The sequence below is a fragment of the Streptococcus mitis genome (assembly GCF_005844455.1).
In the GTDB taxonomy this organism is placed as follows: Bacteria; Bacillota; Bacilli; order Lactobacillales; family Streptococcaceae; genus Streptococcus; species Streptococcus mitis_BF.
The window spans coordinates 1-11,509 of sequence record NZ_SPGF01000060.1; the positions used below are offsets into that span (position 1 = coordinate 1).

Genomic DNA, 11,509 nt, shown 5'->3' on the forward strand with positions numbered 1-11,509 from the left:
TCGTTTATGAAAGCGCAGATTTTTCTTATCTTTGAGAGCTTTTGTGAGAATGTTTTTGTCATTGGTAGTAAATGTTGCTTGTGTCATATATCTATTATACGTCAATTTTTGATTTTTGTTAAGTATTAAAAACTATCTTACTGACAATCCAGACGCTTATTTGACTGAAATAGCTTCTGAATTTGGCTGTCATCCAACTACTATCCACTATGCTCTCAAAGCTATGGGGTACACTCGAAAAAAAAGAACCACACCTACTATGAACAAGACCCAGAAAAAGTAGCTTTATTTCTTAAGAATTTTAATAGTTTAAAGCACCTAGCACCTGTTTATATTGATGAAACAGGATTTGATACTTATTTTTATCGAGAATATGGTTGCTCATTAAAAGGTCAGTTAATAAGAGGTAAAGTATCTGGAAGAAGATATCAGAGGATTTCTTTGGTTACAGGGCTAACAAATGGTGAGTTAATCGCTCCAATGACCTACGAAGAGACGATGACGAGCGACTTTTTTGAAGCTTGGTTTCAGAAGTTTCTCTTACCAACATTAAACACACCATCAGTTATTATTATGGATAATGCAAGATTCCATAGAATGGGGAAGCTAGAGCTCTTATGTGAGGAGTATGGGCATAAACTGTTACCACTTCCTCCCTACTCACCTGAGTACAATCCTATTGAGAAAACATGGGCTCATATCAAAAAGCACCTCAAAAAGGTATTACCAAGTTGCAATACTTTTTACGAGGCTCTTTTGTCTTGTTCTTGTTTCAATCGACTATAAAAGTTCCGGAATCTAAATGCATTGCGCTTGATGAGTTTAATGAGATTATTGGTTGCTTCCAATTTGGCGTTGGAATAGGGTAATTGAAGAGCGTTGACAATCTTATAATGTGTTATTTTACTTCCAACTCTTGAGTGAAATTTCTCCGCTATTTAGCCAGATTTCTTTTCCGTTATCACATTGAACTAAAAGCTTGCCATTTTCTGAGATATCTTTAGCAAGTCCCTTGTAGTCTTTTTGATTTAGTGTGAAAGTAACTTCTTTTCCAAGAACGAATGACTGTTTTTTATAGAGGTATAATAACTCATCTGCTGGTGTTTCTAAGAAAGTACGCCAGATTTCTATGATCAATTCATTCCTTGTTATAGGTGCTGGTGATTTAAATAAGCTAGCAGCTTTTTCTTTTAATTCTTGTGGGAAGTCTTGAATAGTGAAGTTGATTCCTACTCCAATAATGATATCTGTGACTAAGCCTGTTTCTACAGAGGTCATTGCCTCAGTGAGGATTCCTCCAATTTTATGATTTTTGAGGTAGATATCGTTGACCCATTTTATGTCTACATCTATTAAAGTTAGGTTCTTAATGGCTTTGTAGATAGCTCCAGCTACAAGTAGTGTGTAGGATGGTAATTTATCATAGGGGAGATTCGGTTTAAGATGGAGGGTCATATAAATGCCACCTTGTGGGGAGTAGAAAGAACGTTGAAAACGGCCTCGACCAGCTGTTTGATAGGAAGCTAGATAGAGAGTATTTGCTTCATGCCCTAAATCAATTGCTTCTTTTGCATCTAATTGTGTTGATTTTGTTCCGGGTTTAAAACTGACTTTAATTGGAAGATTTTCTTCTAGAAGTTCTGGAAGAATAAGGTCTCCATTCACCAGTTTATATCCTTTGTTTTTGATACTATCAATTTCAATTCCTTCTTGTTCTAGTCGCTTGATAGCTTTCCATATAGATGTACGGCTTAAATTCAGTTCTTCTCCGATTTTTTCTCCGCTAACATAATCGTTTTCTCTAGTTAATATTTGGTAAACTAGTTGGTGTGATTTCATTGATTTTCCTTTCTAGCTGAGAGGGAATGAGAGTATTCTTTTCGAGTTTGACTAGGTGTTTTATGAAAAAACTGCTTGTAGGCTTTTGAGAAATGTAATGGATCTGAAAAACCCACAGAATACGCAATGACTTTGATCGTTTCATTGGTGTGCTCTAGTAACTGTTGAGCACGGTTCATTCGAACGAAAAGTAAATACTCTTTTGGAGAGAGTTGGTGAAATTCTTTAAACACACTAGTTAAGTAGCTTCTGTGAACGGATAGTTCTTTCGCTAGATCTTGAATTGTAAGCGATTGAGGATAGTGACTATCAATTAATCGTTTGCAGTCAAGATAGAGCTGGTGGGTTGATGAAATATTCTTTTTTTTCTGATTGGGAGCAATAGTTCCCAGATGAAACATTAGTTCATGGAGTTGTCCCATGATATGGAGTTGAGCTAATTCATTTGATTTTGTAATCTGAGCGAAGCGGACAATATCTGAGATGAGTTTTGCAGTTGTCTGTGTATGACAAGTTTCAGATTGGATGAGATAGGATTGGTCAGAAATTTGAGAAAGTGCAAAATAGTCAGGAGCTTTCCCTCCTGTTATTCCTAACCAGTAGTAGGCCCAAGGTTTCTCATTGTCTGCTTGATAAAAGGTTAATTCATCTGGTTTTAATAGAAAGAAATCTCCTTCTTTTAAATCAACAATTTTACCTTTGTAATAAAATTTACCTTGTCCTTTAGTAATGTAATGTAGAACGTATGTGTCACGAATGGCTGGACCAAAAGAGTAATTAGGTGTGCATTCCTCATATCCATAAAAGCTTAGGGAAAGGTCAATTGTTCCAGTCTGGTATTCTGAAAAAACTAGCATGTGCCACCTCCTACCTAACATTTTACCATATTCTTGAGACATTTTTCTATTTCGGGAAGCGCTTTTATTTGTTAAAATTTTTTCAAGAAATAGATGAGGTACAATTTATGGGAATTCGGATAGAGAATAATCTATTTTACGTTGAGAGTAAAGGTTTAAGTTTGATTATTGAAAATAGGGATGGGTTCTTATTATTAAAACATTTAGGAAAGACTATTAAGAACTATAGAGGTTCTAATAGTGTTAATGAACGCGATCATGCTTTTTCAGGGAATCCAACAGCTACTAATCGAACCTTTAGTTTGGATACGCAACGTCAAATTTTTGGACAACATGGTTTGGGTGACTTTAGAAAACCAACTATACAGATTCAACATGATGCAACTGAAGTAACAGACTTTCGATTTGTAGAAGCAAAGATTTTAAAAGGTCAGAATGGTCCACAGGGCTTACCTTCTCCTCACAGCATGGATGATACAGAGACTCTTGTCTTGATTTTAAAAGATCCTCAAGCTAAACTTAGTCTGACTTTGTATTATACAGCTTTTGATAATGATGCGACAATTGCTAGTTACAGCAAATTGGAGAATAATAGCAATCAGGAAGTTGTCATTCATAAGGACTTTTCTTTTATGGCTGATTTTCCTGCTGCAACTTACGAAATAGTGACTTTACAGGGAGCTTATGCTCGTGAAAAGACTGTCCGACGTCAACAGGTAGAGCAAGGAATCTTTTCGATTAGTTCGAACCGTGGAGATTCTGGGCATGCTCAAACACCAGCTCTTCTAATATGTGATCAAGGAGTTACAGAGGATGCTGGAAATGTGTTTGCTATTCAACTACTGTATAGTGGAAACTTTGAAGCTTTTGTTCAAAAGAATCAATTGAATGAAGTTCGGCTGGCTATTGGGATTAATCCGGAAAACTTTTCTTGGAAGTTAGACTCTGAGGAATACTTTGAAACACCGGTAGCTTTAGTGACCCATTCAGATAAGGGATTAACTGGCATTAGTCATGAAAGTCAGAATTTTGTACTTAAGCATATTATGCCAAGTGAATTTTCTAAAAAAGAACGTCCAATTCTAATCAATAACTGGGAAGCTACTTACTTTGACTTTCAGAGGAAAAAACTGTTAGAGCTAGCTGATGAAGCTAAGAAAGTTGGAATAGAACTTTTTGTATTAGATGATGGGTGGTTTGGTAATCGCTTTGATGATAATCGTGCTTTAGGTGATTGGGTTGTTAATGAGAAAAAACTGGGTGGAAGTCTAGAAAGTCTGATTTCATCTATCCATGAAAGAGGTTTGCAGTTTGGGCTTTGGTTAGAACCTGAGATGATTTCTGTTGATAGCGACTTGTATCATAAACATCCTGACTGGGCTATTCAGGTTCCAGGATATGAGCATACCTATTCTAGAAATCAATTAGTACTTAATCTTGCCAATCCTCAGGTAGTAGAATATTTGAAAAATGTTTTAGATGAAATCCTCTCTCATCATGATATTGACTACATCAAATGGGATATGAATCGTAATATTACTAATTTGGGGAATGGTTCAGTTTATCTGGAAACCCAGATGCAGTCTCATCAATATATGTTGGGGCTTTACGAACTCGTTTCTTATCTGACAGAGAAACACAGTCATATTCTCTTTGAGTCTTGCTCTGGTGGTGGTGGACGAAATGATCTTGGTATGATGCGTTATTTCCCACAAGTCTGGGCTAGTGATAATACTGATGCTATTGCACGTTTACCAATTCAATACGGTTCATCCTATCTCTATCCAACAATATCTATGGGGGCTCATGTGTCAGCAGTACCAAATCATCAGATGGGACGAATGACACCACTGGAAACTCGTGGTCATGTAGCAATGATGGGGAATCTGGGTTATGAGCTTGATTTGACAAGTTTATCAGATGAAGAGAAGGCTGAGATTGCTAATCAGGTGAACTTGTATAAAGAATTGCGGCCAGTAGTCCAGTTGGGAAATCAGTATAGGTTAATTAATCCCGAGGCTGAATCCAATGAAGCAGCTGTACAATTTAACTATGAAAATCAAACGATTGTGACCTACGTTCGAGTTTTATCGGTTGTGGAAACAATGGAAACCACCTTGAAACTAAAAGACTTAGAGGTGGAAGGGCTTTATGAGATGGAAGGGACAAACATTGTTTATTCGGGTGCAGAGCTCATGTATGCGGGCTTAACTGTTATCTTATCCCAAGGAGATTTTTTGAGTAGACAGTATATTTTTAGAAGACTATAATAAAGGTGTATAAATTTATAAAGGAGGCTTTCCAATGAAATGGTATAAGAAAGCAGGTTTTCTTTTAGTAGCTGGGGCAAGTTTACTAGGCCTAGTGGCTTGTGGTCAGAACAATCAATCAGCTGATGGTAAGGTAACGATTGAGTTTTTTAACCAGAAGACCGAGATGGTAGATACCTTGCAAAGGATAGTGGATGATTTTGAAAAGGAACACCCTAATATTGATGTGAAGTTGACTACAGTACCTTCAGCTGGAGTTGTTCTAAAGACTCGGATTTTATCAGGAGATGTTCCAGATATTATTAATATCTATCCTCAAAATATGGATTTTCAGGAGTGGGCGAAGGCAGGCTATTTTGCAGATATGACAGGAAAACCCTATCTTGAGAACATCAAGAATGACTATGTCGAAAAGTATGCAATCAATAACAAGATTTATAGTGTGCCATTAACAGCCAACCTTTATGGAATCTATTACAATAAAACGAAGTTTAAAGAATTAGGACTTGAGGAACCGAAGACTTTTAAAGAGATTCAAGAGATTGTTAAAAAGATAAAAGATAGTGGAAATTCTCCGTTTGCGGTTGCAGGCAATGAAGGCTGGACATTAAATGGTTACCACCAACTTTCTCTCATTACTCTTACGGGTAGTGGAGACGCGGCTAATAACTACCTTCGCTTTTCAAAACCAAACGCTATCTCTGCAGATGATGCTATTTTGAAAGCAGATGCAGAACGACTCGATTTATTAGCAGATAATGCTCAAGATGGTTGGCGTGGTGCCTCTTATAATGATGCGGTGGTAGCATTTTCTAGCGAAAAAGCCTTGATGATGCCACAAGGATCGTGGGCGTTAGCGGCAATTAATCAACAGGATCCAAAATTTGAGGTGGGGATGTTTGCCTTTCCAGGAGAAGAAGTAGGAAAAGAAGTCACTGTTGGTGCAGGGGACATGGCATTATCAACTTCAGCTACTACCAAACACCCTAAGGAAACCGAAGAATTTATCAGCTATATGACTAGTCCAAAAGCTATGCAGTCATACTATGATGTAGATGGTTCACCAGTTGCGGTGAAAGGCATACAGGAAAAAGAAGATTCAGCACTTGCAGATATTTCTAAACTGGCATTTACGGACAAACATTATGTTTGGTTGGGCCAACGCTGGAACTCTGAAGAAGACTTTTTTAAACTAAGTACAGGATACCTGATGGATAAAAATCTGAAAAATATGGCAAATAATCTCAATGCTTTCTTTAATCCAATGAAGGCAGATTTGGACTAGAATAGGAGTTAAGATGATATGGCTATTCGAAAATTTTTAAATAAATACTGGGGTTGGACTTTTTTGCTCATCCCGCTTGCTTTACAAGCTATCTTCTTTTACTTTCCAATGGTACAAGGTGCTTTCTATAGTTTGACTAACTGGACTGGATTGACCTATAATTATAAATTTGTTGGTTTGAATAACTACAAATTGCTGATGATTGATGGGAAATTCTTCACAGCTATATCCTTTACTTTGATTTTAACTCTGGCATTGATTATTGGAGAGATTACAATTGGGATGGTTGTGGCACGAGCCTTAAATTCTAAGATGAAGGGTCAGACCTTCTTTAGAGCTTGGTTCTTTTTCCCGGCTGTTTTGTCGGGTTTGACAGTTTCCTTGATTTTTAAACAATTTTTCAACTATGGTCTTCCAACGATTGGAAGAATTTTAGGGATTGGTTTTTTACAAGAGAGTCTATTGGGGACACCTGTCGGAGCGGTAGTAGCAACTATTTTTGTTCTTCTATGGCAAGGAGTAGCAATGCCAATTATTCTCTTTCTTGCTGGTCTTCAGAGTATTCCAACTGATATTTTAGAAGCAGCATCAATTGATGGTGCAACAAGTAAACAAACTTTTTGGAAGATTGAATTACCTTATTTACTGCCAACGATTTCTATGGTTTTTATTCTGGCACTTAAGTCCGGTCTGACTGCCTTTGACCAGATTTTTGCATTGACGAGTGGTGGTCCAAATAATGCTACAACATCTCTTGGACTTTTAGTCTACAATTATGCTTTCAAGAGTAATCAATATGGATATGCGAATGCAATTGCCTTGATTTTATTCTTAATTATTGGAATTGTTTCTCTTATCCAAATCAAGTTATCAAAGAAATTTGAAATCTAATAGAGGAGTCCTACACATGAAAAAAGAAGAAAAATTGAATCAGTTTTGGAAATATGTCCTCTTGATAGTCGGTGGTATTCTTATACTTATTCCTTTGTTGGTAACAGTGTTTAGTTCTTTCAAAACAACTAAGGATATCATGAATCATTTCTTTAGTTTGCCCAATCCTTTTACCTTAAGTAATTATGAACGATTGATTTCGGATGGAATTGGAGGCTATTTCTGGAATTCAGCAGTTATTACGGTGTTATCATTGATTGTAGTAGCTTTCTTTATACCAGCTGCAGCTTATTCCATTGCTCGAAATATGTCCAAGAAAAAAGCCTTTGCAATTATGTATTCGCTCTTGATTTTAGGGATATTTGTTCCATTTCAGGTGATTATGATTCCCATCACAGTTATGATGAGTAAACTCGGTCTAGCAAATATGTGGGGGCTAGTAATACTCTACCTAACTTATGCTATTCCACAGACCCTCTTCTTATATGTTGGTTATATAAAAATCAGTGTACCGGATAGTTTGGATGAAGCTGCGGAAATTGATGGGGCTGATCATTTTACAACTTATCGTCGAATCATTTTTCCAATGTTGAAGCCCATGCATGCGACAACTTTGATTATCAATGCTCTCTGGTTCTGGAATGACTTTATGTTGCCACTGTTGATTCTGAATAAGGATTCCAAGATGTGGACTTTACCTCTCTTCCAATACAACTACCAAGGTCAGTACTTCAATGACTATGGCCCAAGTTTTGCATCTTATATTGTGGGAATTGTAACGATAACCATTGTCTACCTCATCTTCCAAAAACATATCATTTCAGGAATGAGTAACGGAGCAGTGAAGTAAGAAGTGCTTAGGAAATCTATAATTCCATACATAGACGAACGGTTCAGCTTGTTGACAATTCTATGTAGAAAACAAGAAAATAGTACTTAGTTGCTTGCAGTCTATATTAGTACTGAACAAAAATCTAAAAATATCTTTCATTTACGAAGCCAGGTCATATGAGACTTGGCTTTCATCAGAAAAAGGAGACCATCTATGACCATTTAAAATAAAACTATGTTGATTACCTATTCAGATAGTCTGGGAAACAATCTTAAAGATTTATATGAGAATTTGGAAGAGCATTTTGGTGATGCTATTGGAGGAGTTCACCTTCTACCATTTTTCCCATCAACAGGTGATCGTGGATTTGCACCGGTTGACTATGATGAAGTGGATTCAGCGTTTGGTGACTGGGAGGATGTTAAGCGTTTAGGTGAGAAATATTATCTTATGTTTGACTTTATGATTAATCATATTTCTCGTCAATCGAAATATTATAAGGACTATCAAGAAAAACATGAAGCTAGTGAATTCAAAGATCTCTTTTTAAACTGGGACAAGTTTTGGCCGGAAAATCGTCCGACACAAGCTGATGTAGATTTAATTTACAAGCGCAAGGATCGTGCACCAAAGCAAGAGATTGTTTTTGCAGATGGTTCAGTAGAACATTTGTGGAATACCTTTGGTGAGGAGCAGATTGATCTTGATGTGACCAAAGAAGTAACGATGAGATTCATCCGTAAGACGATTCAACATCTAGCAAGTAACGGGTGTGATTTGATTCGTCTAGATGCCTTTGCTTATGCAGTGAAGAAATTGGATACCAATGATTTCTTTGTGGAACCAGATATTTGGAATTTATTGGACAGAGTTCGAGATATCGCTGCTGAGTATGGGACAGAGCTCTTACCTGAGATTCATGAACACTATTCGATTCAGTTTAAAATAGCGGATCATGATTACTATGTTTACGATTTTGCCCTTCCAATGGTGACCCTTTATACTCTTTACAGTTCCAGAACAGAGCGTTTGGCTAAGTGGTTAAAGATGAGCCCGATGAAGCAATTTACGACACTAGATACCCATGATGGGATTGGAGTGGTGGATGTTAAGGATATCCTGACTGATGATGAAATTGATTATGCTTCAAATGAGCTCTATAAGGTTGGAGCGAATGTCAAACGTAAGTACTCTAGTGCAGAGTATAACAATCTAGATATCTACCAAATCAATTCAACCTATTATTCTGCGCTTGGAGATGATGATGCCAAGTACTTCCTCGCTCGTTTGATTCAAGCTTTTGCGCCAGGCATTCCTCAGGTTTACTATGTGGGTCTATTAGCAGGAAAAAATGACTTAAAATTATTAGAAGAAACCAAAGAAGGTCGAAATATTAATCGTCATTACTATAGTAATGAGGAAATAGCAGAAGAAGTTCAACGTCCTGTGGTGAAGGCCCTTCTCAATCTATTTTCTTTCCGTAATCAATCAGAGGCCTTTGACCTAGAAGGGACTATTGATGTTGAAACACCAACAGCTCACAGCATTGTAATCAAACGTCAAAATAAAGACAAGTCCGTAACTGCAGTATCAGAAATTGATTTGCAAAATCACACTTATCGAGTAATTGAGAATGGAATTGAAGTAACATTTTGAAGCTTTGATATAGTTTATAAAATAGGGTTTTTATTTTAGAAAACGTTTTCTTTGTTTTCAAATTGCTAAAAAAGTGGTACAATAAAGGGTAGCTTACTATTATCTGAATCAACAGATTTGGAGAGAAAGGATTCATTTTGAAATCAATAGGCTTTATTGAAAAGCTGAAAGGGTTGTCTAGTAAAGAGCTGATTTTATTGGGAATTATCCTGAGTATCTTTTTACCCTTTTATCTTTTTGTAGTTGTATTCTGTTTATATATTATCAGTTTGATTTTCACAGGAGACATGAAAAGTATTCTTCAGAAAATGGGGGAGCATCCGATGCTGCTTCTTTTTCTTGGTTATAGTACTGTTATATCCGTTTTTGCACAAAATTGGATGGGAGTTGTGGCTTCAGTAGGAATTTTTCTATTTACTGTTTTCTTTTTGCACTATCAGTCGATTTTATCACATAAATTCTTTCGCTTGATTTTGCAGCTCGTCTTGTTTGGTAGTGTATTGTCAGCTGCTTTTGCGAGTTTAGAACATTTCCAAATTGTGAAGAAATTCAATTATGCTTTTCTTTCACCCAATATGCAGGTCTGGCATCAGAATAGAGCAGAAGTGACCTTCTTTAATCCTAATTATTATGGAATTATTTGTTGTTTCTGTATCATGATTGCCTTCTATCTGTTTACAACGACCAAGTTGAATTGGTTGAAAGTATTCTGTGTGATTGCAGGCTTTGTGAATCTCTTTGGTTTGAACTTTACTCAAAATCGAACCGCCTTTCCTGCTATTATCGCTGGAGCAATCATTTATCTCTTTACGACCATTAAAAACTGGAAGGCCTTTTGGCTTAGTATTGGGGCCTTTGCGATTGGCTTGAGTTTCCTCTTTTCTAGTGATCTGGGAGTTCGGATGGGAACTTTGGATTCTTCTATGGAAGAACGGATCTCTATCTGGGATGCTGGGATGGCCTTATTTAAACAAAATCCTTTTTGGGGTGAGGGGCCATTGACTTATATGCACTCTTATCCTCGGATAAATGCTCCTTATCATGAACATGCTCACAGTCTTTATATCGATACGATTCTGAGTTACGGAATTGTGGGGACCATTTTATTAGTTTTGTCTTCTGTTGCTCCTGTTCGCTTGATGATGGATATGAGTCAGGAGTCAGGGAAACGCCCGATTATCGGTCTTTATCTATCTTTCCTTACAGTGGTTGCTGTGCACGGAATCTTTGACTTGGCCCTCTTCTGGATTCAGTCAGGTTTCATTTTCTTGCTAGTCATGTGCAGTATTCCGTTGGAACATCGAACTTTGGTATCGGACATGACGGATTAAGTTTATAAGATTAAAATCTTCTATCTTGGGTAGGAGATTTTTTTACTGGGAAAAAATATTTCCAAATCGAAATAGTTGACAGTTGGAATAACAAGCGTTACAATAGTGCTATTCATTTCGATATCGAAGTAAATAGGAGGTGTTATGAAAGATAGTCATTTGGTAGCCCATCATATTCGTTTGTTGAATGGGCGGATTTTTCAAAAGTTACTGAGCCAAGACCCTGAAGCTCTTTATAGGAGTGAGCAGGGGAAGATTTTAGCGGTTTTATGGAATAGTGAAACAGGTTGTGCAACTGCGACAGATATTGCGCTTGCGACTGGTCTTGCTAATAATACGCTGACGACTATGATAAAAAAGCTTGAGGAACAAAATCTTGTAACCGTTAGTCCATGTGGAGAAGACAAGCGTAAGAAGTATTTATACTTAACAAAAATCAAAAATTGACGTATAATAGATATATGACACAAGCAACATTTACTACCAATGACAAAAACATTCTCACAAAAGCTCTCAAAGATAAGAAAAATCTGGGCTTTCATAAACGA

At 36.9% G+C, this 11,509-nt stretch carries 8 protein-coding genes and 3 pseudogenes; 8 read left to right on the forward strand and 3 right to left on the reverse strand.

The genetic code is table 11. From position 1 onward, the window contains the following. Positions 1 to 124: 124 nt before the first annotated feature. A pseudogene (locus FGQ53_RS09835) lies at positions 125 to 786 on the forward strand (IS630 family transposase); the annotation flags it as partial. Here the strand turns inward: FGQ53_RS09835 and FGQ53_RS09840 are convergent. From FGQ53_RS09840 to FGQ53_RS09850, 3 genes and pseudogenes are all read right to left on the reverse strand, one after another. Further along, positions 744 to 890 (reverse strand): annotated as a pseudogene (locus tag FGQ53_RS09840) (transposase); the annotation flags it as partial. The pseudogenes FGQ53_RS09835 and FGQ53_RS09840 sit on opposite strands and share 43 nt — an antisense overlap. Before the next feature lie 13 nt (positions 891 to 903). Next, complete coding sequence (birA, locus tag FGQ53_RS09845) at positions 904 to 1,839, reverse strand: bifunctional biotin--[acetyl-CoA-carboxylase] ligase/biotin operon repressor BirA (protein ID WP_138338333.1); 936 nt, start codon at positions 1,837 to 1,839, stop codon at positions 904 to 906. Then, positions 1,836 to 2,696 (reverse strand): AraC family transcriptional regulator, encoded by an 861-nt coding sequence (locus tag FGQ53_RS09850; protein WP_138338336.1) that lies wholly within the window; start codon positions 2,694 to 2,696, stop codon positions 1,836 to 1,838. The genes birA and FGQ53_RS09850 overlap by 4 nt, the downstream gene beginning before the upstream one ends. A gap of 107 nt (positions 2,697 to 2,803) precedes the next feature. Between FGQ53_RS09850 and FGQ53_RS09855 the strand changes: the two genes are divergently transcribed. The 7 genes and pseudogenes from FGQ53_RS09855 to FGQ53_RS09885 form a co-directional block, all read left to right on the forward strand. Then, positions 2,804 to 4,966 carry an alpha-galactosidase gene (locus tag FGQ53_RS09855; protein WP_138338338.1) on the forward strand — a complete coding sequence of 721 codons (2,163 nt, stop codon included), beginning with the start codon at positions 2,804 to 2,806 and terminating at the stop codon, positions 4,964 to 4,966. Between the two features lie 34 nt (positions 4,967 to 5,000). After that, positions 5,001 to 6,251 (forward strand): extracellular solute-binding protein, encoded by a 1,251-nt coding sequence (locus FGQ53_RS09860; RefSeq protein WP_138338341.1) that lies wholly within the window; start codon positions 5,001 to 5,003, stop codon positions 6,249 to 6,251. Between the two features lie 18 nt (positions 6,252 to 6,269). Then, positions 6,270 to 7,142, forward strand: a complete 873-nt coding sequence (locus tag FGQ53_RS09865) for a carbohydrate ABC transporter permease (RefSeq protein WP_138338344.1) — start codon at positions 6,270 to 6,272, stop codon at positions 7,140 to 7,142. A 16-nt stretch (positions 7,143 to 7,158) separates the two neighbouring features. After that, on the forward strand, positions 7,159 to 7,992 hold the full coding sequence (locus FGQ53_RS09870; RefSeq protein WP_138338346.1) for a carbohydrate ABC transporter permease: 834 nt from the start codon (positions 7,159 to 7,161) through the stop codon (positions 7,990 to 7,992). A 216-nt stretch (positions 7,993 to 8,208) separates the two neighbouring features. After that, positions 8,209 to 9,630: a sucrose phosphorylase gene (gene gtfA, locus FGQ53_RS09875; protein WP_138338349.1), complete on the forward strand. Its 1,422-nt coding sequence runs from the start codon at positions 8,209 to 8,211 to the stop codon at positions 9,628 to 9,630. Between the two features lie 137 nt (positions 9,631 to 9,767). Next, positions 9,768 to 10,961, forward strand: a complete 1,194-nt coding sequence (locus tag FGQ53_RS09880) for an O-antigen ligase family protein (RefSeq protein WP_138338352.1) — start codon at positions 9,768 to 9,770, stop codon at positions 10,959 to 10,961. Between the two features lie 144 nt (positions 10,962 to 11,105). Continuing rightward, positions 11,106 to 11,399: pseudogene (locus FGQ53_RS09885) on the forward strand (MarR family transcriptional regulator); the annotation flags it as partial. Positions 11,400 to 11,509: the final 110 nt, after the last annotated feature.

What these genes read in the sequence shown, in the direction of transcription:
- birA (WP_138338333.1), bottom strand. Translation starts at nt 1,839, where the DNA reads ATGAAATCACACCAACTAGTTTACCAAATATTAACTAGAGAAAACGAT.
- FGQ53_RS09850 (WP_138338336.1), bottom strand. Translation starts at nt 2,696, where the DNA reads ATGCTAGTTTTTTCAGAATACCAGACTGGAACAATTGACCTTTCCCTA.
- FGQ53_RS09855 (WP_138338338.1), top strand. Translation starts at nt 2,804, where the DNA reads ATGGGAATTCGGATAGAGAATAATCTATTTTACGTTGAGAGTAAAGGT.
- FGQ53_RS09860 (WP_138338341.1), top strand. Translation starts at nt 5,001, where the DNA reads ATGAAATGGTATAAGAAAGCAGGTTTTCTTTTAGTAGCTGGGGCAAGT.
- FGQ53_RS09865 (WP_138338344.1), top strand. Translation starts at nt 6,270, where the DNA reads ATGGCTATTCGAAAATTTTTAAATAAATACTGGGGTTGGACTTTTTTG.
- FGQ53_RS09870 (WP_138338346.1), top strand. Translation starts at nt 7,159, where the DNA reads ATGAAAAAAGAAGAAAAATTGAATCAGTTTTGGAAATATGTCCTCTTG.
- gtfA (WP_138338349.1), top strand. Translation starts at nt 8,209, where the DNA reads ATGTTGATTACCTATTCAGATAGTCTGGGAAACAATCTTAAAGATTTA.